General features: G+C 73.3%; 18 protein-coding genes. 9 read left to right on the top strand and 9 right to left on the bottom strand.

Features of this window, described 5'->3' with window-relative positions:
* Positions 1 to 9 precede the first annotated feature (9 nt).
* Positions 10 to 738, bottom strand: coding sequence for an amino acid ABC transporter ATP-binding protein (locus Q3W71_RS03575; protein WP_302918716.1), 729 nt, complete (start codon positions 736 to 738; stop codon positions 10 to 12).
* A gap of 192 nt (positions 739 to 930) precedes the next feature.
* Here Q3W71_RS03575 and Q3W71_RS03570 point away from each other — a divergent pair, with 192 nt between their 5' ends.
* Positions 931 to 2,112, top strand: coding sequence for an ROK family transcriptional regulator (locus tag Q3W71_RS03570; RefSeq protein WP_302917819.1), 1,182 nt, complete (start codon positions 931 to 933; stop codon positions 2,110 to 2,112).
* A gap of 55 nt (positions 2,113 to 2,167) precedes the next feature.
* Here Q3W71_RS03570 and Q3W71_RS03565 read toward each other — a convergent pair whose 3' ends face one another.
* Complete coding sequence (locus Q3W71_RS03565) at positions 2,168 to 2,878, bottom strand: hypothetical protein (protein WP_302917818.1); 711 nt, start codon at positions 2,876 to 2,878, stop codon at positions 2,168 to 2,170.
* Between the two features lie 56 nt (positions 2,879 to 2,934).
* On the bottom strand, positions 2,935 to 4,782 hold the full coding sequence (gene ilvD, locus Q3W71_RS03560; protein WP_302917817.1) for a dihydroxy-acid dehydratase: 1,848 nt from the start codon (positions 4,780 to 4,782) through the stop codon (positions 2,935 to 2,937).
* Positions 4,783 to 4,925: 143 nt separating this feature from the next.
* Between ilvD and Q3W71_RS03555 the strand changes: the two genes are divergently transcribed.
* The 5 genes from Q3W71_RS03555 to serA all read left to right on the top strand — a co-directional run bounded on the left by Q3W71_RS03555 (position 4,926) and on the right by serA (position 13,029).
* The gene (locus Q3W71_RS03555; protein ID WP_302918715.1) at positions 4,926 to 7,310 is read left to right on the top strand and encodes a bifunctional diguanylate cyclase/phosphodiesterase; all 2,385 of its coding nucleotides are present in this window, start codon (positions 4,926 to 4,928) and stop codon (positions 7,308 to 7,310) included.
* A 182-nt stretch (positions 7,311 to 7,492) separates the two neighbouring features.
* Positions 7,493 to 9,379 carry an acetolactate synthase large subunit gene (locus Q3W71_RS03550; protein WP_302917816.1) on the top strand — a complete coding sequence of 629 codons (1,887 nt, stop codon included), beginning with the start codon at positions 7,493 to 7,495 and terminating at the stop codon, positions 9,377 to 9,379.
* A complete protein-coding gene (ilvN, locus tag Q3W71_RS03545; protein WP_088995589.1) occupies positions 9,379 to 9,894 on the top strand; it encodes an acetolactate synthase small subunit in 516 nt (171 codons plus the stop codon). Before Q3W71_RS03550 ends, ilvN begins: the two co-directional genes overlap by 1 nt.
* A gap of 77 nt (positions 9,895 to 9,971) precedes the next feature.
* Positions 9,972 to 10,985 (top strand): ketol-acid reductoisomerase, encoded by a 1,014-nt coding sequence (gene ilvC, locus Q3W71_RS03540; RefSeq protein WP_109900155.1) that lies wholly within the window; start codon positions 9,972 to 9,974, stop codon positions 10,983 to 10,985.
* Positions 10,986 to 11,430: 445 nt separating this feature from the next.
* Entirely contained in the window at positions 11,431 to 13,029 is a 1,599-nt protein-coding gene (gene serA / locus Q3W71_RS03535) for a phosphoglycerate dehydrogenase (RefSeq protein WP_302917815.1), read from the top strand.
* Positions 13,030 to 13,113: 84 nt separating this feature from the next.
* Here the strand turns inward: serA and Q3W71_RS03530 are convergent, their stop codons facing one another.
* Together Q3W71_RS03530 and Q3W71_RS03525 are read right to left on the bottom strand one after the other, a co-directional pair.
* Positions 13,114 to 13,470: a hypothetical protein gene (locus Q3W71_RS03530; protein WP_302917814.1), complete on the bottom strand. Its 357-nt coding sequence runs from the start codon at positions 13,468 to 13,470 to the stop codon at positions 13,114 to 13,116.
* A 324-nt stretch (positions 13,471 to 13,794) separates the two neighbouring features.
* Positions 13,795 to 14,640, bottom strand: coding sequence for an FAD:protein FMN transferase (locus Q3W71_RS03525; RefSeq protein WP_302917813.1), 846 nt, complete (start codon positions 14,638 to 14,640; stop codon positions 13,795 to 13,797).
* A gap of 153 nt (positions 14,641 to 14,793) precedes the next feature.
* Here Q3W71_RS03525 and Q3W71_RS03520 point away from each other — a divergent pair, with 153 nt between their 5' ends.
* Positions 14,794 to 15,825 carry a 3-isopropylmalate dehydrogenase gene (locus Q3W71_RS03520; RefSeq protein WP_302917812.1) on the top strand — a complete coding sequence of 344 codons (1,032 nt, stop codon included), beginning with the start codon at positions 14,794 to 14,796 and terminating at the stop codon, positions 15,823 to 15,825.
* Between the two features lie 171 nt (positions 15,826 to 15,996).
* Positions 15,997 to 17,094, top strand: a complete 1,098-nt coding sequence (locus Q3W71_RS03515) for a branched-chain amino acid aminotransferase (RefSeq protein ID WP_302917811.1) — start codon at positions 15,997 to 15,999, stop codon at positions 17,092 to 17,094.
* 106 nt (positions 17,095 to 17,200) lie between these two features.
* Here Q3W71_RS03515 and Q3W71_RS03510 read toward each other — a convergent pair whose 3' ends face one another.
* From Q3W71_RS03510 to Q3W71_RS03495, 4 genes are all read right to left on the bottom strand, one after another.
* Positions 17,201 to 17,938 carry a tyrosine-protein phosphatase gene (locus Q3W71_RS03510; RefSeq protein WP_302917810.1) on the bottom strand — a complete coding sequence of 246 codons (738 nt, stop codon included), beginning with the start codon at positions 17,936 to 17,938 and terminating at the stop codon, positions 17,201 to 17,203.
* A gap of 61 nt (positions 17,939 to 17,999) precedes the next feature.
* Positions 18,000 to 18,458, bottom strand: a complete 459-nt coding sequence (locus Q3W71_RS03505) for a PRC-barrel domain-containing protein (RefSeq protein WP_302917809.1) — start codon at positions 18,456 to 18,458, stop codon at positions 18,000 to 18,002.
* Positions 18,459 to 18,594: 136 nt separating this feature from the next.
* Positions 18,595 to 19,125 carry a carboxymuconolactone decarboxylase family protein gene (locus Q3W71_RS03500; protein WP_302917808.1) on the bottom strand — a complete coding sequence of 177 codons (531 nt, stop codon included), beginning with the start codon at positions 19,123 to 19,125 and terminating at the stop codon, positions 18,595 to 18,597.
* 2 nt (positions 19,126 to 19,127) lie between these two features.
* On the bottom strand, positions 19,128 to 19,688 hold the full coding sequence (locus Q3W71_RS03495) for a peroxiredoxin (RefSeq protein ID WP_109900148.1): 561 nt from the start codon (positions 19,686 to 19,688) through the stop codon (positions 19,128 to 19,130).
* Between the two features lie 336 nt (positions 19,689 to 20,024).
* On the opposite strand from Q3W71_RS03495, the gene cimA reads away from it, so the two are divergent.
* Positions 20,025 to 21,608 carry a citramalate synthase gene (gene cimA / locus Q3W71_RS03490; protein ID WP_302917807.1) on the top strand — a complete coding sequence of 528 codons (1,584 nt, stop codon included), beginning with the start codon at positions 20,025 to 20,027 and terminating at the stop codon, positions 21,606 to 21,608.
* The last annotated feature ends 17 nt before the right edge of the window (positions 21,609 to 21,625 follow it).

Below are 21,625 nucleotides of genomic sequence, written 5' to 3'. Positions count from 1 at the left end.
CCTCGGGGGTCAGTGCTGGAGGATCTTGGAGAGGAAGTCGCGCGCCCGTTCGGTGCTGGGGGCGGCGAAGAACTCGTCGGGGGTGCCGGACTCGACGATCCGGCCGTCGTCCATGAAGACGACCCGGTCCGCGGCGCGGCGGGCGAAGCCCATCTCGTGGGTCACCACGATCATGGTCATCCCCTCCGCGGCGAGGGAGACCATCACGTCCAGGACCTCGTTGACCATCTCCGGGTCCAGGGCCGAGGTCGGCTCGTCGAAGAGCAGCACCTTCGGCCGCATGGCCAGCGCCCGGGCGATCGCGGCCCGCTGCTGCTGCCCGCCGGAGAGCTGCGCCGGGTAGTGGTCGGCCTTGTCGGCGATGCCGACCCGGTCGAGCAGGGCCAGCGCCTGCTCACGCGCCTCGGCCCGGGGCACCCGGCGGACCTTCACCGGGCCGAGCGTGACGTTGTCCAGCACGGTCCGGTGGCCGAACAGGTTGAACGACTGGAAGACCATGCCGACGTCGGCGCGCAGCCGGGCGAGCTTGCGCCCCTCGGCCGGCAGCGGTTCGCCGTCGATCTCGATGCTGCCGTCGCCGGCGACCTCCAGGCGGTTGAGGCAGCGGCAGAGCGTCGACTTGCCGGAACCGGACGGGCCGATCACGACCACCACCTCGCCGGCGGCCACGGTCAGGTCGACGTCCTTGAGCACGTGCAGCGGGCCGAACCACTTCTGCAGGCCGCGGACGGCCACCATCGGCCGGTCCGGGCGGGTGGGTCCGCTCCGGCCGGCGAGGTCGGGTGCCGCCGTCGATGCCACAGCTCGCCTCACTTTCTACGATGCCCGAATAAAGTTATGCATTTCTCGAATCAACGGGGCCATCTAATGCGAGAGGGCAAACTAAGTCAACAGCTTGCCCCAAGAAAGTTCGGATGCTATGAACCTCGCGTGACGATTGACGACGCCCCGCGTGACGGCCTGCGCGGCGGTCCACGGGAGCTGCTCCGGTTGGTGGCCAGCGGAGCGGCGGTCAGTCGTGCGGATCTCGCCCGGCTCTCCGGGCTCTCGCCGTCCACCGTGTCCCAGCGGGTCGAGGCGCTGATCAGCGAAGGGCTGCTCCAGGAGACCGGGGCCGGGAAGTCCCGGGGCGGCCGCCGGCCCCGGCAGCTCGCGGTGCCCACCGGCGGGGCGCTGATCGGGGCGATCGACCTGGGCGCGCACCACGCCCGGCTCGGCACCCTCGACCTCACCGGACGGGTCGTCGAGGCCCGCACCCGGCCGGTACGCATCGAGGACGGGCCGGAGGCCGTGCTCGGCGCGCTGCTCGACGAGGTCGCCGCCCTGGCGCCCGCCGCCGCGGTGCCCGGCCAGCGGGGCGGCGCCGCCGGCAGCGGACTGCGCGGCATCGGCATCGGCATCCCCGGCCCGGTCCACTACGACACCGGCCGGATCGTGAGCCCCTCCCGGATGCCCGGCTGGAACGGCTTCGACGTGCGTGAGTTCTGCGCCCGGCGAACGGACGTGCCGGTGGTGGTGGACAACGACGCCAACCTGATGGCGCTCGGCGAGCACCGGGCCGTGCACGCCGACCTCGACCACGCGGTCTACGTCAAGGCGGGCACCGGGATCGGCGCCGGGGTCATCTCCGGCGGCCGGCTGCACCGGGGCGCCCAGGGCTCCGCCGGCGACATCAGCCACTGCCGGGTGGTGGCCGACCCCGGGCCGCTGTGCAGCTGCGGCAACACCGGCTGCCTGGAGGCGGTGGCCAGCGGCGCGGCCCTGGTCGCCGCGTTGCGCGAGCAGGGCGTACCGGTCGAGGACCTGACCGGCGTGATGCGGCTGATCGACGACGGCGACCGGCACGCCACCGCGCTGGCCCGCCGGGCCGGCCGCTCGATCGGCGAGATCCTCGCTGTCGTGGTCAACTTCTTCAACCCGCAGGTCGTCGCCATCGGCGGCCGGCTCGCCGAGTGCGAGCCGCTGCTGGCCAGCATGCGGGCCACTCTCTACGAGCGGTGCCTGCCACTGGCCACCCAGGCGTTGCTCATCGAGCGGGTCGTCACCGGGGCCGATGTCGGCATCATGGGCGCGGCCCAGCTGGTCGTCGACCGCGTCGTCGAGCCCGGCTGACGGTCGGCGGGCGGCCGTCGGCCACCAGGATCTCGTGCCGGTCGGGCGCCGGCGGTCAGCCGGGCAGGGCGCCCAGCCCGGCCAGCAGCTCCAGCCGTTCCTCGGCGGTGAGCACCGCGTAGACCGGCTCGTCGAGGCGGTCCGTCTCGGTCTCGATCGCCCGGCGCGCCGGCCCGTCCGGCAGCGCCGTGATCTCCGCCGCAGTCAGCCTGGCCGCCCGCCACGCCGCCCGGTGCGCGTCGCCGCGGTGGTGCCGCAGCGCGCCCAGCCGCGAGGTCAGCCGCAGCGCCGGGGAGGCGTCCGGTGGCTCGTACACCGGGGCCAGCGCCCGGAACCCGGGCCCGCCGGTGGCCAGCCCGTGCGCCAGCAGCCGGCCGACCAGGTCGGCCAGCCGGGGCACCGCCGCCAGGCCGGGCAGGTACGCCGGCGCGGCCGCCCAGCGTTCCTCGGCCGCCTCGGCGGTCATCCGCTGCACGGCAGCGGCCAGCTCGCGCCCGAGCGCGGTCAGCCGCCAGGCGCCCTCGGCGTCCACCTCGGCCACGCCCTGCGCCAGCTCGGTGGTCATGTCCGCGCCCACGTAGACCAGCACGTCGTCCAGCGCGCGGGCCGGCATCGGCCGGGCCAGCAGCCCGAAGTTGAAGCTCACCTCGAAGCCCGGCCGCAGCCCGCGCTCGGCGTAGTAGGCGGTGATCCGGTCCCGGGCGGCCTGGCGGGCGCCCACGTACACCCGGTCGATGACCGGCCGGACCAACCCCGCGTAGCTCATGATCGCCCACCCCCGACGCGGACCATACCGGCGCCGGGGGGCGGCGTGGGGGCGGGTTACTCCGGGACGCGGCGGTAGGCGCCGTCGCTGGCCGAGGTGGCCATCGACGCGTACGCGCGCAGCGCCGCCGACACCGGCCGCTGCCGGTCGACCGGGGTGTACGGGCGGTCCCGCTTCTCCTCGGCGACCCGGCGGGCCTGGAGCACGTCCTCGGGCACGTTCAGCTCGATCGAGCGGCCCGGGATGTCGATGACGATCTCGTCGCCGTCCCGGACCAGCGCGATCAGCCCGCCGGAGGCCGCCTCGGGCGAGACGTGCCCGATGGAGAGCCCGGAGGTGCCGCCGGAGAACCGGCCGTCGGTGAGCAGCGCGCAGACCCGGCCCAGGCCACGGCCCTTGAGGAACGAGGTCGGGTAGAGCATCTCCTGCATGCCGGGGCCGCCCTTCGGCCCCTCGTAGCGGATCACCACGACGTCGCCGGCGACGACCTGCTTGTTGAGGATGCCCTCGACCGCCGCGTCCTGGGACTCGTAGACCTTGGCCGGGCCGCGGAAGGTCAGGCACTCCTCCGGCACGCCGGCGGTCTTCACCACGCAGCCGTCCGGCGCCAGGTTGCCGTGCAGGATGGCCAGCCCGCCGTCGGCCGAGTACGCGTGCTCGCGGTCCCGCACGCAGCCGCCGGCCGCGTCGGTGTCCAGCGAGGACCAGCGGTTGGTGGTGGAGAACGCCTCCGTGGTGCGCACCCCGCCCGGCGCGGCGTGGAACAGCTCGACCGCTTCCGGGGTCGCCGAGCCGCCCCGCACGTCCCAGTCGGCCAGCCAGCGCTCCAGCGAGGGGGAGTGCACCGCGTGCACGTCCCGGTGCAGCAGCCCGGCCCGGTCCAGCTCGCCGAGGATGGCCGGGATGCCGCCGGCCCGGTGCACGTCCTCCATGTGGTACTGCGGCGAGTTCGGGGCGACCTTGGCCAGGCACGGCACCCGCCGGGAGATGGCGTCGATGTCGGCCACCCCGAAGTCCAGCTCGGCCTCGCGGGCGGCGGCGAGCAGGTGCAGGATGGTGTTGGTCGAGCCGCCCATCGCCACGTCCAGCGCCACCGCGTTCTCGAACGCGGCCCGGTTGGCGATCGCGCGGGGCAGCACCGAGGCGTCGTCGCCGTCGTACCACCGCTTGGCGATCTCGACGACGGTGCGCCCGGCCTCGACGAAGAGGGAGCGGCGCGCGGCGTGGGTGGCCAGCGTCGAGCCGTTGCCCGGCAGCGCCAGCCCGATCGCCTCGGTGAGGCAGTTCATCGAGTTGGCGGTGAACATGCCGGAGCAGGAGCCGCAGGTGGGGCAGGCGGAGCGCTCGATGGCGCCGAGCTGGTCGTCGGTGACCGCCTCGTTGGAGGAGGCGATCATCGCGTCGATCAGGTCGATCTTGCTGTGCACGACCCCCTCGATCGCCACCGTCTTGCCGGCCTCCATCGGCCCGCCGGAGACGAAGACGGTGGGGATGTTGAGCCGCAGCGCGGCGAGCAGCATGCCCGGGGTGATCTTGTCGCAGTTGGAGATGCAGACCAGGGCGTCCGCGCAGTGCGCGTTGACCATGTACTCCACCGCGTCGGCGATCAGCTCGCGGCTGGGCAGCGAGTAGAGCATGCCGCCGTGCCCCATCGCGATGCCGTCGTCGACAGCGATGGTGTTGAACTCCCGCCCCACCCCGCCGGCCTCGGCCACCGCGTCGGCGACCAGGCCGCCGAGGTCCTTGAGGTGCACGTGACCGGGTACGAACTGGGTGAAACTGTTGGCGATGGCGACGATCGGCTTGCCGAAGTCGTCGTCGGTCATCCCGGTGGCCCGCCAGAGGGCCCGGGCACCGGCCATCGTCCGACCGTGCGTGGAGGTCTTCGACCGCAGCTCAGGCATGACTACCAGTCTGGCACCGTCGCCGCGCCGGCCGGCGGGCGTGCCGGCCGTGTCCCAACAGTTGCGCACCCGGTCCCCCATCCGGAGCGCTCATCCGGCAGAGTTGAGACGTGCATCTCCCCCCGGGCGCGGTCGCGGTAGCGGTGCTGAGCGGGCTCGTGACCGCCTCGGCGGCGGTGCTGCTGGCCGCCACCGCCCGGCGGCGGGCGGCGGCGCAGCGCCCGGCCCGCCTGCTGTTCGCCGCCGCCGGCGCGGTGGCGCTGGCGACCGTGCTGCTCGGCGTCGCGGAGGTGTTCGACGCGGCCGTGCACTGGGAGCACGAGCAGGGCGCCCGCACCGACCGGGCCACGGTGGTCTCGGTCGGCACCGCGGCCAGCGGGCTGCTCTTCTCCACCGGGCTGCTCCGGTTGCCCGGCGTGGCGCCGACCGTCGCGGCCACCGCCCGGCTGGTCCTCGACGGGCTGATCATGGCGGGGGCGCTCTGGTTCGTCGGCTGGGTGCTCGTCGCCGAGCCGACCCGACTGCTCGGCGAGGCCACCCCGATGGCCTGCCCGGCGATCCTGATCGCCACGGTGAGCGCGGCGCTGACCGCCGGGGTGGCGCTCATCGTGGTCTTCCGGGCACCCGCGTCCCGCGCCCACCTCGTCGCCGCCGGTGCCGGCGCCATCGCGCTGGCCGGCGGCGGGATGGGCCTGGCGACCGGTCTCTGCCAGGCCGGGCCGGGGGTGGCGGTGACCTCGGCGGCGCTGCTCGCCGCCGGTGCCCTCACCGCCGCGCTGGCACTGCGCCGGGTCCACCCGCCGGACCGGGCCGACCCCGACGTGATCGGCCGCGACGGCGAGTACGCGCTGCTCCCGGTCGTCGCGATGGCCGCCTCCGCCGTCTACCACCTGCTCCAGGACGGCCGGTTCGGCGCGCTGGCCGTCGCGGCCGGCAGCGTGGAGGGCTTCGCCCTGGTGGCCCGGCAGTACCTCACGGTGCACGACGTGCGCGGCTACGCCGGCCGGCTGGCCGAGCGGGAGGCGCACTTCCGCGAGCTGGCGCACACCGACGCGCTGACCGGGCTGGCCAACCGGCGCGGGCTGCTGCGCGCGCTGCACCGCCGCGCCGCCGCCGGCACCCCGTGCGTGCTGCTCGGCCTCGACCTGGACGGCTTCAAGAACGTCAACGACATGCGCGGGCACGACGTGGGCGACGCGGTGCTGGCCGAGGTGGGCCGGCGGCTGCGCGGCAACCTGCGTCCCGGCGACGTGGCCGCCCGGCTCGGCGGGGACGAGTTCGCGGTGCTGCTGCACGGCCACCCGGCCGACGCGGACCGGGTCGCCGAGCGGCTGCTCGGCGTGCTCGGCGGCGCCTACGAGCAGCCCGCGGGGCCGGTCTTCCTCTCGGTGAGCATCGGGCTGGCCGGCTGGGCCGGCAAGCCCGACGTGGAGCTGCTCCAGCGCCACGCCGACCTGGCGCTGCGCTACGCCAAGCAGCGCGGCAAGAACCGGATCGAGCGCTACGACGCGGCGTACGACCAGTTGCTGCGCCGGCGCACCACACTGGAGCACGAGTTGCGCGGCGCGATCGAGCGCGACGAGCTGCGGCTGGTGTTCCAGCCGGTCGCCTCGCTGCCCTCGGTCCGCCCGGTCGGCGCGGAGGCGCTGCTGCGCTGGCACAACCCGAGGCTGGGCAACGTCCGGCCGGACGAGTTCATCCCGCTGGCCGAGGAGTGCGGGATGATCGCCAAGCTCGGCGCCTGGGTGCTGCACCAGGCCTGTCACCAGCTCTCCCGCTGGCTCGCCGACGGGCACGACGTCTGGGTGTCGGTGAACGTCTCCCCGCGCGAGCTGCACGCCCCCGAGTACGTGGTGCAGGTGGCCGAGGCGCTGCGGGCCCACCACGTCCCGCCGCAGCGGCTGGTGCTGGAGGTCACCGAGCACGCCGTGGCCACCGACCTCGACGAGCTGATCCGGCGGCTGACCGCGCTGCGGCGCACCGGGGTGCGGATCGCGCTGGACGACTTCGGGGCCGGCTACTCGTCGCTCGGGCAGCTGCGCCGCCTGCCGATCGACATCCTCAAGATCGACCACAGCCTGGTCGCCGAGCACGAGCCGGTCCGGCCGGTGGGGCGCGAGGGTCCGGCCTTCGCGCCGATGGTCGACATCGTGATGCGGCTCGGCCACCAGCTCGGCCTGGAGGTGATCGCCGAGGGGGTGACCACGCCGACCGAGCTGGCTGCGGTGGTCGCCGCCGGCTGCCGGTTCGGCCAGGGCGCGCTCTGCGGCTGGGGCGTGCCGGCCGAGCACCTGGAGGCGATGCTGGAGGCGGCCACCTCGCCGGGCGCCCGCCCGGCGCGAGCACCCGCGCCGTTTCCCACCCCGCCGGTGGTCGGGCCGATCCGGCCGCCCGCCCCACGCCCCGCCGAAGCGGCGTCCGGGCAGGTCGCACCGGGTGCGCTGGGCGCGTCGGACGGCGACGCGCCGAGATCCGTTAACCAACATGTGGGATCAGTTGACTCATCGCGTGAGATGCGTCAGGCTTGACCCCATGTCCCGGTCGCTGCGAGTACTTACCTGAGCGCACTCTCCCCCGCTGAGAGTGCGCTGGCCCCGTGCATCCTGCACGAGGGCTTTTTTGTTGCCATCGAAACCCGTCGGAGCGGGCCCCGCCCGCGTTTCACTTGCCTGTAGAGCCTCACCCACTCCAGCCGAAGGCCTGAACCGCCATGACCAGACCCACGCCCGAAACACTCGCCCACTCCGCCCGGCGGGCGCGCGCGGCCGCCGAGCCGGCGAGCGACGCCGACCACGCCGCGGCCGTCCGCACCGCGGCCACCCCGGCCGTTCCGGGGGTACGCACCCCCGCCCCGGCCCAGGTCTCCGGCGCCGGTTCGCTGGTGCGCTCGCTCGAGGCGCTCGGCGTGGACGTCGTCTTCGGCATCCCCGGCGGCGCGATCCTGCCCGCCTACGACCCGCTCTACGACTCCAGCGTCCGGCACATCCTGGTCCGGCACGAGCAGGGCGCCGGGCACGCGGCGACCGGCTACGCGCAGGCCACCGGCAAGGTCGGCGTCTGCATCGCCACCTCCGGCCCGGGCGCGACCAACCTGGTCACCCCGATCGCCGACGCGTACATGGACTCGGTGCCGGTGGTCGCGATCACCGGCCAGGTGGCCCGGCCGTCGATCGGCACCGACGCCTTCCAGGAGGCGGACATCCAGGGCATCACCCTGCCGATCACCAAGCACAACTTCCTGGTGCAGAACGCCGACGAGATCCCCCGGGTGCTGGCCGAGGCGTTCCACCTGGCCGCCACCGGCCGGCCCGGCCCGGTGCTGGTCGACATCCCGAAGGACGTCCTCCAGGCGGCCACCACGTTCGCCTGGCCGCCGACGCTGGACCTGCCGGGCTACCGGCCGACCCTGCACCCGCACGGCAAGCAGATCCGGGAGGCGGCCCGGCTGATGACCGCGGCCCGGCGGCCGGTGCTCTACGTCGGCGGCGGCGTGCTCAAGGCCGGCGCCACCGAGGGGCTGCGCCGGCTGGCCGAGCTGACCGGCATCCCGGTGGTGACCACCCTGATGGCGCTCGGCGCGTTCCCCGACTCGCACCCCCAGCACCTCGGCATGCCGGGCATGCACGGCACGGTCGCCGCGGTCTACGGGTTGCAGAAGGCCGACCTGATCGTCGCCCTCGGCGCCCGCTTCGACGACCGGGTCACCGGAAAGCTCGACTCGTTCGCCCCGGACGCCACGGTGGTGCACGCCGACATCGACCCGGCCGAGATCGGCAAGAACCGGCACGCCGACGTGCCGATCGTCGGCGACGCCCGGCACGTGATCGACGAGCTGGTCACCGCGGTGACCACGGAGCAGACGGCCGGCCGGCGCGCCGACCTGGCCGACTGGTGGGCCCAGCTCGACGACCTGCGCAAGCGCTATCCGCTGGGCTACGAGGAGCCGGCCGACGGCACGCTCTCCCCGCAGTACGTGATCAAGCGGCTGGGCGAGATCGCCGGTCCGGACGCGATCTACGTCGCCGGTGTGGGCCAACACCAGATGTGGGCCTCGCAGTTCATCTCCTACGAGAAGCCGTACACCTGGTTGAACTCCGGCGGCCTCGGCACGATGGGCTACGCGGTGCCGGCCGCGATGGGCGCCAAGGTGGGCAAGCCCGACACGGTGGTCTGGGCGGTGGACGGCGACGGCTGCTTCCAGATGACCAACCAGGAGCTGGCCACCTGCGCGCTGGAGGGCATCCCGGTCAAGATCGCCCTGATCAACAACGGCAACCTCGGCATGGTGCGGCAGTGGCAGACCCTGTTCTACGGGGAGCGCTACTCCAACACCGACCTCGGCACCCACAAGCACCGGATCCCCGACTTCGTGAAGCTCGCCGAGGCGCTCGGCTGCGTCGGGCTGCGCTGCGAGACGGCCGAGGACGTCGACCGGACCATCGCCGCCGCCATGGAGATCAACGACGCCCCGGTGGTGATCGACTTCGTGGTCGGCAAGGACGCCATGGTGTGGCCGATGGTCGCCGCCGGCACCAGCAACGACGAGATCATGTTCGCCCGCGGCGTCCGCCCGGTCTTCGACGAGGATGACATCTGATGACGATGCACACGCTGAGCGTGCTGGTGGAGAACAAGCCGGGTGTGCTGGCCCGGGTCTCCGGGCTGTTCTCCCGGCGCGGCTTCAACATCGACAGCCTGGCCGTCGGCGAGACGGAGAACCCGGACGTCTCCCGGATCACCATCGTGGTCAACGCCGAGTCCTCGCCGCTGGAGCAGGTCACCAAGCAGCTCAACAAGCTGGTGAACGTACTGAAGATCGTCGAGCTGGACCCGCAGGTCTCGGTGGCCCGGGAACTGCTGCTGGTCAAGGTGCGGGCCGACCGTACGGCCCGGGCCCAGGTGCTGGAGACGGTGAACCTGTTCCGGGCCCGGGTGGTCGACGTGGCACCGGACACGCTGACCATCGAGGCCACCGGCACCCCGGACAAGCTCGACGCGCTGCTGCGCGACCTCGAACCCTTCGGAATCAAGGAAATGGTCCAGTCCGGACTGGTGGCGATCGGGCGCGGCTCGCGGTCGATCACCGCCGGACCGGCGCTGCGGGCCGCCTGAGGCGGCCCCGCCGCCCGCTGACAACACGCAACGATCCACGACGGGCCGCCCGGGCCGCCGTACGCGAAAGGGAAGTCATGAGCGTTGAGGTGTACTACGACGACGACGCCGACCTCGGCCTGATCCAGGCCAAGAAGGTCGCGGTGATCGGCTACGGCAGCCAGGGCCACGCCCACGCGCTGTCGCTGCGGGACTCCGGGGTCGACGTGGTGATCGGCCTGCCGACCGGCTCGAAGAGCCGGGTCAAGGCCGAGGAACAGGGGCTGCGGGTGGTCACCCCGGCCGAGGCGGCGGCCGAGGCCGACGTGATCATGCTGCTCGCGCCGGACACCGTGCAGCGCACCCTGTACGCGGAGTCGATCGCGCCGCACCTCGCCCCGGGCAAGGCGCTCTTCTTCGGGCACGGCTTCAACATCCGGTACGACCTGATCAAGCCGCCGGCCGAGGTGGACGTGGCGATGGTGGCCCCGAAGGGCCCGGGCCACCTGGTCCGCCGGCAGTACGTCGACGGCAAGGGCGTGCCCTGCCTGGTCGCCGTCGAGCAGGACGCCTCCGGCTCCGCCTTCGCGCTCGCCCTGTCGTACGCCAAGGGGATCGGCGGCACCCGGGCCGGCGCGATCCGGACCACCTTCACCGAGGAGACCGAGACCGACCTCTTCGGCGAGCAGGCGGTGCTCTGCGGCGGGGCGGCGGCCCTGGTGCAGACCGGCTTCGAGGTGCTCACCGAGGCCGGCTACGCCCCGGAGATCGCCTACTTCGAGTGCCTGCACGAGCTGAAGCTCATCGTCGACCTGATGTACGAGGGCGGCATCGCCCGGATGCGCTACAGCGTCTCCGACACCGCCGAGTACGGCGACCTCTCCCGCGGCCCGCGGGTCGTCGACGCCCGGGTCAAGGAGGAGATGCGCAAGATCCTCTCCGAGATCCAGTCCGGCGAGTTCGCCCGCGAGTGGATCGCCGAGGACGACGCCGGCCGGCCGAACTTCGCCAAGTGGCGCGCCGAGGGCGCGGCGCACCCGATCGAGGAGACCGGCCGGAAGCTGCGCGGCATGATGAGCTGGGTCGACCGCCCGATCACCGAGACCGCCTGACGCCTTTCCCGCGGTGCCCGGTCGTCGGCGTACGACCGGCGCCGCACCGGCGGCCCCGACCCGGCGCTCTCCCCGGCGCCGGGCCGGGGCCGTCGGGCGTCGTGCCCGCTCGCACGCACGGCGGGGCGGGACCGCAACGCCACGCCGGAACTGCCCGGCCGCCGGCCTACCTGCTGGGACCGGGTGACCAACACCTCAGCGCGGCCCGGTCGCACCGGACCGGACCGCGTCGCGCCGGGAACGGGCCGACTGCCGTTCACCGGCCGGTTACCACTGGTTGTGAGGGCACTCACCCCACGGTCCGCGACATGCCGGCCGGCCCGCCCCCTACGATCGCGGGTAGGTGCGTAGCCGGCACCTGACGGCAAAAGGCACGGATCAGCGCGGGGCGCAGTGCGGCGCCCGGCGGCCCGGCCGCCCGCTCTGACGACATCTACGAGGACCAATGACTCCTGTCGTACTGATCGCCGAAGAACTCGCTCCCGCCGCCATCGAGGTGCTCGCCCACGACTTCGACGTCCGCCACGTCGACGGCACCGACCGCCCGGCCCTGCTCTCGGCGCTCTCCGAGGCCGACGCCGTCATCGTGCGCAGCGCGACCCAGATCGACGCCGAGGCGATCGCCGCCGCGCCGCGGCTGAAGGTCGTCGCGCGGGCCGGTGTCGGGCTGGACAACGTCGAGGTGCCGGCCGCCACGGCCCGCGGTGTCATGGTCGTCAACGCGCCCACCTCCAACATCGTCTCCGCCGCCGAGCAGGCCGTCGCGCTGCTGCTCGCGGTGGCCCGGAACACCGCCAGCGCCAGCGCCGCGCTGAAGGCGGGGGAGTGGAAGCGGTCCAAGTACACCGGCGTGGAGATCCAGGGCAAGACCGTCGGCGTGGTCGGCCTCGGCCGCATCGGCGTGCTCTTCGCCCAGCGGATCGCCGCCTTCGGCACCCGGCTGATCGCGTACGACCCGTACATCCAGCCGGCCCGCGCGGCGCAGCTCGGCGTCCGCCTGGTGGGCCTGGAGGAGCTGCTGCGGGAGAGCGACTTCATCTCGATCCACCTGCCGAAGACCCCGGAGACCGTCGGGCTGATCGGTGAGAAGGAACTGGCCCTGGTCAAGCCGGGCGTACGGATCGTCAACGCCGCCCGCGGTGGCCTGATCGACGAGCAGGCGCTGGCCGACGCGATCGCCGAGGGCCGGGTCGCGGGCGCGGGCGTCGACGTCTACGCCAAGGAGCCGTGCACCTCCTCGCCGCTGTTCGCCTTCGACAACGTGGTGGCCACCCCGCACCTGGGCGCCTCCACCCACGAGGCGCAGGACAAGGCCGGCCTGGCCGTGGCCAAGAGCGTCAAGCTGGCGTTGCAGGGCGAGTTCGTGCCGGACGCGGTGAACGTGCAGGCCGGCGGCGTGGTCGCCGAGGACGTCCGGCCGCTGCTGCCGCTGGCCGAGAAGCTCGGCCGGGCCTTCACCGCGGTCGCCGGCGGGGTCGCCGCCAGCGTCACCGTCGAGGTCCGCGGCGAGATCGTCAACCACGACGTCTCGGTGCTCAAGCTCGCCGCCACCAAGGGGCTGTTCAGCTCGGTGGTCGAGGAGCAGGTCACCTACGTCAACGCGCCGCACCTGGCCGCCGAGCGCGGGGTCGAGGTCACCCTGGTCACCCAGGCCGAGACCGCCGACCACCCGAACCTGGTCACCGTCCGCGGCGCGCTGCCGGACGGCCGTACGGTCAGCGTCTCCGGCACGGTCACCACCGCCGGCGCCCGGGACATCATCAAGCTCACCGAGGTCGACGGCTTCGACGTGGAGATCGGCGCCGAGGGCATCCTGCTCTTCCTGCGCTACGTCGACCGGCCGGGTGTGGTCGGCACCGTCGGCACCCTGCTCGGCGAGGCCGGCATCAACATCGCGGCCATGCAGGTGGCCCGCCGGGAGGCCGGCGGCGAGACGCTGATGACGCTCACCGTCGACCAGGCGCTCGGCGCCGACCTGCTCACCTCGGCCGCGGAGTCGATCGGCGCGGCCGCGGCCAGCGCCGCCGACCTGCGCGACGAGTAGTCGCGGGCACGACGAGGCGGGGCCCGGCGATCCGCCGGGCCCCGTTGTCGTACGCCGACCGGGCCCTGGTACCGGTCGGGGCGCTCAGTGGGGCAGCCGCGCCGGGGGCGGGTAGACGGTGCCGTCCTGGGCGTCGAAGAGCATCAGCCCGTGCTCGCCGGCCAGCCGCTCGATGTCGAGCAGCACCTGGTCCTCGCAGGTCGGGTGCAGGTTCAGCTCGACGTGGTCGTGGGCCGCGTGCAGCGGGGTGACCGCCCACGGGGTGTCCGGCCCGGGATGCCGGTCCGGGTACGTGGCGGTGATCGCCCGGTAGAAGCCCACGACCCGTGGGTCCGGGTGCCGGTCCAGGTGCTGTCCCTGGCGGCACCGCTGCACCGCGCCCCGGACGTCCTCGGGTGTCGCCCCGTCCGCGAGGGCCCACACGCTCAGATCGAAACTCACGGCGGACAGCGTGCCATCAGAGGTTCACCATGTCGAAACTGCCCCGCCGCGGGCCGGCCGCCGACCCGCCATCATCCTGCCGGGACAGTCCGCTGTGGAGACTCTTGCGTCGAGTTGCGTCGATTCGCTAGCGTACCTGTGCGGTCACTGGCCGAGCTCGCGGCGGCGGCCCGTCTTCGGGTGGCGAGGTCGACGTCCGGCCCGACCGGCCCGCACCCCTCGATTGCGCGAGCCACGCGCACTCGTCGCTGACCGGCCTCCACGGTCGTTGCCGCGGCCGTGGGGGCCGATCGCGGGTCAGCCCACCCGGCGCCGGCGCGACGCTCAGCGGCGGTGGGCGAAGAGCGGGCGGTAGTCCGAACCGCTGCCGAACCAGGCCAGCCCGGCCGAGCCGGCGGCGTAGAGCGCGGTGGCGTACGCGTCGGCCACCGCGAGATCGGGGCCGACGACGGTGGCCGCCACCAGTTGGTCGGCCGGTTCCCCGGTGTGCGGGTCCACCACGTGCCCCTGCCGGCCGGTCACCCCGGAGGTGCCGACCGCCCCCGCGGTCATCTCCAGCACCAGCGGTGCCCGCCGCCGGTCGGTGGGGTGGTGCACCGCCACCCGCCAGGGGCCGCCGTGCGGGGCGTGGCCGCGTACCACCAGGTCGGCGCCGGTGAGCACGGCGTAGTCGTGGACGCCGGCGGCGCGCAGCCGGGCCGCCGCCCGCTCCACCGCCCAGCCGCCGAGCAGGCCGCCGGGGTCGAAGCCGCCGGGCACCGCCCAGGCGTCGAACCAGCCGTCGGTGGCCGCCCGCATCGCGGCGCACCGGTCCACCAGGTCGGCCAGCGGCGGGTACGACTCGGCGCTGATCTCGCCCCGGCGCAGCCGGGAGACCAGGCTCTCCGGGCGGTTCGGGCCGTAGGTGAGGTCGATCGCGCGCAGTTCGGCCACCGCGTCGCGCAGCGCCTCGCCGACGCGGCGGTGGCCGAGCCACTCCGGGGCGTTGAGCAGCAGCGCGTACTCGGCGGTGGAGGTGCGTACCGTGTGCCGCACGGCGATCCGGTCGCCGGTCACCGCGCCGGGCCGGTCGAACCGCTGGCTGCGCGGGCCGAGTCGCAGGTCCGGGCGGCGGCTGTGGAAGGCCGACTGGTCCACCCAGCGGGTACGGGGCTGCTCATCGATCCGCATGGGGTCACGCTAACCAGCGGAGTTGACCACATCATGAATCCCACCTGGGAGCCTCCTGTGCATCCCGGTTTCCCGTATGTTGGAAGATCCGTACCGGGAGACGGGATGGCGGCGTACCGTCGGGGCGTCGGGCGAGTCGAGGGAGCACAGGACGTGGCACGCATCGCGGTGGTGGCCGGTGACGGGATCGGACCCGAGGTGGTCGCGCAGGCCCGCAAGGTCATCGACGCCGTCCTGCCCGGCGTGACCGCCACCGAGTACGACCTCGGCGCGGCCCGCTACCACCGGACCGGCGAGGTGCTGCCCGAGTCGGTGCTGACCGAGCTGGCCGGGCACGACGCGATCCTGCTCGGCGCGGTCGGCGACCCGAGCGTCCCGCCCGGCGTGCTGGAGCGCGGCCTGCTGCTCAAGCTCCGGTTCGCCTTCGACCAGTACGTCAACCTCCGCCCGTCGCGGCTCTGGCCGGGCACGGCCGGCCCGCTCGGCAGTGTCAAGCCCGGCGAGGTCGACCTGGTGGTGGTGCGCGAGGGCACCGAGGGCCTCTACGCCGGCGCCGGCGGCGCGCTGCACCGGGGCACCCCCGCCGAGATCGCCACCGAGGAGAGCCTGAACACCCGGCACGGGGTGGAACGGGTGGTCCGCGACGCCTTCGCCCGTGCCGCCCGCCGGGAGCGGCGCAAGGTCACCCTGGTGCACAAGACGAACGTGCTCACCCACGCCGGTTCGCTCTGGGCCCGCACGTTCGAGGCGGTCGCCGCCGAGCACCCGGACGTGACCACCGAGTACCAGCACGTCGACGCGGCCGCGATGTTCCTGGTCACCCAGCCGCAGCGCTACGACGTGGTGGTCACCGACAACCTCTTCGGCGACATCCTCACCGACATCGCCGCCGCCGTCACCGGCGGCATCGGGCTGGCCGCCAGCGGCAGCATCAACCCCGACGGGACGTACCCGTCGATGTTCGAGCCGGTGCACGGCTCCGCGCCGGACATCGCCGGGCGCGGCGTGGCCGACCCGGTGGCGGCGGTGCTCTCCGCCGCGCTGCTGCTCGACCAGCTCGGCCACGCCGACGCCGCGGCCCGGGTCACCGCCGCGGTCGGCCAGGAACTGGCCGCCCGCGCGCCGGGCGTACCGCTGCGCACCGCCGAGGTAGGCGACCGGCTCGCGGCCTACGCCGTCGCCTGAGCGGGGTCGTCGCCGGCCCGGCGGGCGTTCGCCCGGCGGGCCGTGACCGGTTCGGCCGTCCCGGTACGCCCGGGCGGCGCTACCCGCTGAACGACCGTTCGGGGTAAGTTTCTGGCACAGTTTCCCGGCATGCGGTCCCGCATGCCGTTGCCCAGCAGGGAGGTCAGCGCGATGAGCGGTGGTGACAAGATCGAGTTCGAGATCCGTCCGAATCCCGCGCCGGTATCCGCCGCCGACCGGGCCGCCCTGCTGGCCAACCCCGGGTTCGGCCGGGTGTTCACCGACCACATGGTCACCATCCGCTACGCCGACGGCAAGGGCTGGTACGACGCCCGGGTCGAGGCACGGGCGCCCATCCCGATGGATCCGGCCAGCGCCGTCCTGCACTACGCGCAGGAGATCTTCGAGGGGTTGAAGGCCTACCGCACCGCCGACGGCGGGGTCACCATGTTCCGCCCGGAGGCGAACGCGGCCCGGTTCGTGGCCTCGGCCCAGCGGATGGCGATGCCGACGCTGCCGCCGCAGGCGTTCGTCGACTCGCTGCACCGGCTCATCGAGATCGACCGGGAGTGGATCCCCGAGGGCGAGGACGGCAGCCTCTACCTGCGGCCGTTCATGTTCGCCAGCGAGGTGTTCCTCGGTGTCCGGCCGGCCAACGAATACCTCTACGTGCTGATCGCCTCGCCGGTCGGGGCGTACTTCTCCGGCGGGGTCCAGCCGGTGAAGGTCTGGGTCTCGCCGGACTACACCCGGGCCGCGCCCGGCGGCACCGGCGCGGCGAAGTGCGGCGGCAACTACGCCGCGTCGCTGGTCGCCCAGGCCGAGGCCATCGAGCACGGCTGCGACCAGGTGGTCTTCCTGGACGCGGTGGAGCGCCGGTTCGTCGACGAACTGGGCGGGATGAACGTCTTCTTCGTCTACGACGACAACACCCTGGTCACCCCGCCGCTGACCGGCACCATCCTGCCCGGCATCACCCGGGAGTCGGTGCTCACGCTGGCCGCCGAGGCCGGGCACCGGGTCGAGGAGCGGCCGATCACGTTCGCCGACTGGCAGGCGGACGCGGCCAGCGGCCGGCTGCGCGAGGTCTTCGCCTGCGGCACCGCGGCCGTGATCACCCCGATCGGTGAGGTGCGGTTCCCGGACGGCGAGTTCCTGATCGGTGGCGGCGAGCCGGGGCGGGTCACCATGGCCCTGCGCCAGCAGCTGGTCGACCTCCAGCGGGCCAAGGTCGCCGACCCGCACGGCTGGGTCACCCGGGTCCTCTGATCCGCGCCGCCGCGGCGACCCAGGGTCGCCGCGGCGCCGTCGGGCGATCGATGTCGGCGGCCCTCGCCGCACCTGACCGGCGCCGGGCCGGCGGCCCGCCGGGCCGCTATTCGAGCAGGTGGTCGCGGAGCGCGGCCAGCTGGGCGTCGGTGACCCCGGCGTGGCGCAGGTAGTCCTCCACCGAGCCGTGCCGCTCGCGCAGCTCGGCGAGGAAGAGCGTGATGGCCTCGGGCGGGCAGGCCAGCGGCGGCAGGCCCGACGGGGTCCGCTGGCCGGTGCCGGCGAACCAGGCGAGGAACCGCTCACCCGCCTCGGTGCTGAGCGCGTAGTCCGCGCCGATGGTCTCGTCGTCGACGCCGAGGGCGGCGAGGGTCAGCGCGCAGACGGTGCCGGTGCGGTCCTTGCCGGCCACGCAGTGCACCACCACCGGGGCGTTGCCCGCCTCGGCGATCAGCCCCACCGCCTCGGCCAGCCCGGCGGTGCCGGTGTCGGCCAGCTCGGCGTACCGGTCGGCGAGGTAGCGGGCCAGGTCGCTGCCCGGCTCGTACGGCCGCAGGTGCCACTCGGCGTGCTCGGGCGCGACGTGCCGCCAGGTGAGGCCGGGGAAGTCGGGGACCCGGCCGTCGCGCTCGACCTCGTACGGGCGGCGCAGGTCGATGACGGTCCGGATGCCGAGGGCGGCGAACGCCTCCCGGTCGGTCTCGTCGATGCGGTGCAGCGAGTCGGAGCGGTAGAGCCGGCCCCGGCGCACCGTCCGGCCGTCGTGACCGGTGTAGCCACCGACGTCACGGAAGTTGAACATGGCGGAGAAGGGGATCCGGCGATTCACCTCGATGGCGTCCACCCTGACACGGTAACGGCCGGTGGGGCCGCGGCCCCACCGGCCGTCCAAACAGGATCAACCGTTACCGGGCGGTACCCGGCGGGATGGCCGAGTACGTGTCGCCGTAGTAACCACCGAGCTTGTCCCGGTAGGCCGGGTCGGTGTCGGCGGTCTCGTCGTACTCGGGCGCGGCCTTGATCTGGTCCTTGCTCCGGTCGACGTAGACCTTCCGCTCGTCGTGGTCGACGTGGTTGACGGTGCCGGCAGGGATCATGACCTTCTTGCCGAAGATCCACGGACCGGTGTCGACCACGAGGTAACTGGAGTTGACCTCGTGGCTGGCCCGGTCCACCTTGCCGATGCCGCCGTCGCTCGCCTCCACCTTGTAGCCCACCAGGTCGGTGCCGGTCACCCCGGCGTCGTCGCGGTAGCGCCACGGGTCGAAGGTGCCGCCGGGCGTGCCGCCCGGGAAGGCGCCCTGACCACCCTGCACGAGCGGATCCGGCGTCCCGTGGGTCGTTCGAGGGTCGAGCCGCTCCATGGCGTTTCACTCCTCTACTCGACTGATCGGGGGTTGGTGCCCTGTCAGCCCCATGTCCTACCCGGTGTCGAGATCGCTACACCTGTGACCCACGAAAAGGGCCGGCCGGTGCGACCGGCCGGCCCTCGACGACGGCTCAGGCGAGCGCGGCCTGCGCGTCCATGGTGACCGCGGCGGCGTGCACGACCGCGGCGATCCGCAGCCCCTCGTGCACCTGCTCGCGGCTGAACCCCGCGGCACGCAGCGTCTTCTCGTGCGACTCCAGGCAGACGCCGCAGCCGGTGATCGCCGAGACGGCGAGGCACCACAGCTCGAAGTCGGCCTTCTCGACCCCGGGCCGGGCGATGATCTGCATTCGCAGCCGGGCCGGGATCGACTGGTACTGCTCGTCGCCGATCAGGTGCTTGGCCCGGTAGTAGACGTTGTTCATCGCCATGATCGCGGCGGCGCCCTTGGCCGCCTCGATCGCCTCCGGCTTGAGGTGGTCGGCCGCCTCGGCGGCGATCTCCCGCAGCACCACCGGGTTGCGCGCGGCGACCGCGCAGGCCAGCGCGGTGCCCCAGGCCTGGACCGGGTTCAGCGTGCTGGTCCCGATGGTGGAGCCCAGGTTGAGCTTGATGTCCTTGGCGTACTCGGGCAGAGCCGCCTTGACCGCGTCCAGGCCCATGCTCAGGCCCCGGCGCCGGCGAGGAGCGCGTTGGCGTCGAGCGTCTCGCCGCCCTTGTTCCAGTTGCACGGGCAGAGCTCGTCGGTCTGCAGCGCGTCCAGCACCCGCAGCACCTCGGAGACGTTCCGGCCGACCGATCCGGCGGTCACCATGGCGAACTGGATCTCGTTGTTCGGGTCGACGATGAAGGTCGCCCGCTGCGCCACGCCGTCCTCGCCGAGCACGCCGCAGGCGCTGGTCAGCTCGCGCTTGATGTCGCTGAGCATCGGGAAGGGCAGCTCACGCAGGTCCGGGTGGTCCTTGCGCCAGGCGTAGTGGACGTACTCGTTGTCCACCGACACACCGAGAACCTGGGCGTCCCGGTCGGCGAACTCGCCGTTGAGCCGGCCGAACTCCGCGATCTCGGTGGGGCAGATGAAGGTGAAGTCCTTGGGCCAGAAGAAGACCACCCGCCACTTGCCCTCGTGGGACTTGTGGTTGATCGTCTCGAACGCCTTGTCGGCCTCCAGCGACACGCAGGCGGTGAGTTCGTACTCGGGGAAGCGGTCACCGACAGTGAGCACAGGTCCTCCTTGACAGCGGCACGAGGCCGTAACTGGATCAGTTCCAGATGCTTCCTCAGCGTTGTTTCCGCCTGATGGCGGCCGGGTGATTTGTGAAGTCGATCACCGAGGGCGGATTGTGTCCCGAAGTCGCGTACCGCGCGGGGCCGCGACTCTGCGTCACCGTCCCGGCATGTGGATTTTGCCTCCCAAAATCAGCCGGGGGTGGCAGAGTACTGATCGTGACCAGCACCGTCCTGATTATTCGCAGCTAGCGCGCCGGCCTCCCTCCGCCGAGCGCGCAGACCTCCCGCATCCCGCGGGGGGTCTTTTTGTTGCTCCCCGAAAGGACTCCCCATGACGTTCCAGGTGTACGACACGACGCTGCGCGACGGCGCGCAGCGCGAGGGGCTCAGCTACTCGGTGGTCGACAAGCTCGCGGTCGCCCGGCTGCTCGACGAGTTCGGCGTCGGCTTCATCGAGGGCGGCTGGCCGGGCGCGGTGCCCAAGGACACCGAGTTCTTCCGCCGGGCGTACGGCGAACTCGACCTGAAGCACGCGGTGCTTGTCGCGTTCGGCGCCACCCGGCGGGCCGGCGTGGCGGTCGCCGACGACCCGCAGGTGCGCGGCCTGCTCGACGCGCGGACCCCGGCGGTGGCCCTGGTCGCCAAGGCCGACCTGCGGCACGTCGAGCGCGCGCTGCGCACCACCGCCGCGGAGAACCTCGCGATGGTCCACGACACCGTGGCGTACCTGGTGGGACAGGGGCGGCGGGTCTTCGTCGACGGCGAGCACTTCTTCGACGGCTATCGGCACGACCCGGCGTACACCGCCGCGGTGGTGGAGACCGCGCTGGCCGCCGGCGCCGAGCGGGTGGTGCTCTGCGACACCAACGGTGGGATGCTCCCCTCCCAGGTCAGCGCGGCGATCGCCGACCTGACCGACCGGCTCGGCGTCGGCCCGGAACTGTTCGGCATGCACGCCCAGAACGACACCGCCTGCGCGGTGGCCAACACCATCGCCGCGGTCGAGGCCGGGGTGCGCCACGTCCAGGGCACCGCGAACGGCTACGGCGAGCGCCCCGGCAACGCCGACATCTTCGCGGTGGTCGCCAACCTCCAGCTCAAGCTCGGGCTGCCCGTCCTACCGGAGGGCTGCCTGGAACAGATGGTGCGGGTCTCCCACGCCATCGCCGAGATCGCCAACATCGCCCCCGACACCCACCAGGCGTACGCCGGGGCCGCCGCCTTCGCCCACAAGGCGGGGCTGCACGCGAGCGCGATCAAGGTGGATCCGCTGCTCTACAACCACGTGGACCCACAGGTCGTGGGCAACGACATGCGGATCCTGGTGACCGAGATGGCCGGCCGGGCCAGCGTCGAGCTCAAGAGCCGCGAGCTCGGGCTGGACCTGGCCGGCCATCCGGAGGCGCTGTCCCGGGTCACCCAGCGGGTCAAGGAACTGGAGGCCGGCGGCTGGTCGTTCGAGGCCGCGGACGCCTCCTTCGAGCTGCTGGTCCGCTCCGAGCTGCCGGACGCCGCCCCGGTGCGGCCGTTCGCGCTGGAGTCGTACCGGGTGCTGGTGGAGCACCGCGAGGACGGCGCGGTGGTCTCCGAGGCGACCGTGAAGATCAGGGTGCGCGGCGAACGGGTGATCGCCACGGCCGAGGGGAACGGCCCGGTCAACGCCCTGGACGAGGCGCTGCGGGTGGCGCTGGCCCGGCACTACCCGGAGCTGCGCGACTTCGAGCTGGCGGACTTCAAGGTGCGGATCCTGGAGGGCACCACCGGTACCGGCGCGGTGACCCGGGTGCTGCTGGAGACCGCCGACGGCACCGGCCGCGACTGGACGACCGTCGGCGTGCACCCGAACGTGGTCGAGGCGAGCTGGCACGCCCTGGTCGACGCGCTCACCTACGGCCTGGACCGCACCCGGGTCTGAGCGCGGTCCACGATGGA

This window comes from Micromonospora sp. C28SCA-DRY-2 (assembly GCF_030519475.1).
Taxonomy (GTDB): Bacteria; Actinomycetota; Actinomycetes; order Mycobacteriales; family Micromonosporaceae; genus Micromonospora.
The sequence above is the reverse complement of the archived record's forward strand: the minus strand, read 5'-3'. Positions and strand labels throughout refer to the sequence as shown.

Coding starts and splice junctions, on each gene's coding strand:
- serA (WP_302917815.1), top strand. CDS start 11,431: ATGACTCCTGTCGTACTGATCGCCGAAGAACTCGCTCCCGCCGCCATC.
- ilvN (WP_088995589.1), top strand. CDS start 9,379: ATGACGATGCACACGCTGAGCGTGCTGGTGGAGAACAAGCCGGGTGTG.
- cimA (WP_302917807.1), top strand. CDS start 20,025: ATGACGTTCCAGGTGTACGACACGACGCTGCGCGACGGCGCGCAGCGC.
- Q3W71_RS03525 (WP_302917813.1), bottom strand. CDS start 14,640: ATGCGGATCGATGAGCAGCCCCGTACCCGCTGGGTGGACCAGTCGGCC.
- Q3W71_RS03550 (WP_302917816.1), top strand. CDS start 7,493: ATGACCAGACCCACGCCCGAAACACTCGCCCACTCCGCCCGGCGGGCG.
- Q3W71_RS03515 (WP_302917811.1), top strand. CDS start 15,997: ATGAGCGGTGGTGACAAGATCGAGTTCGAGATCCGTCCGAATCCCGCG.
- Q3W71_RS03565 (WP_302917818.1), bottom strand. CDS start 2,878: ATGAGCTACGCGGGGTTGGTCCGGCCGGTCATCGACCGGGTGTACGTG.
- ilvC (WP_109900155.1), top strand. CDS start 9,972: ATGAGCGTTGAGGTGTACTACGACGACGACGCCGACCTCGGCCTGATC.
- Q3W71_RS03575 (WP_302918716.1), bottom strand. CDS start 738: ATGGTGGCCGTCCGCGGCCTGCAGAAGTGGTTCGGCCCGCTGCACGTG.
- Q3W71_RS03500 (WP_302917808.1), bottom strand. CDS start 19,125: ATGGGCCTGGACGCGGTCAAGGCGGCTCTGCCCGAGTACGCCAAGGAC.
- ilvD (WP_302917817.1), bottom strand. CDS start 4,782: ATGCCTGAGCTGCGGTCGAAGACCTCCACGCACGGTCGGACGATGGCC.
- Q3W71_RS03505 (WP_302917809.1), bottom strand. CDS start 18,458: ATGGAGCGGCTCGACCCTCGAACGACCCACGGGACGCCGGATCCGCTC.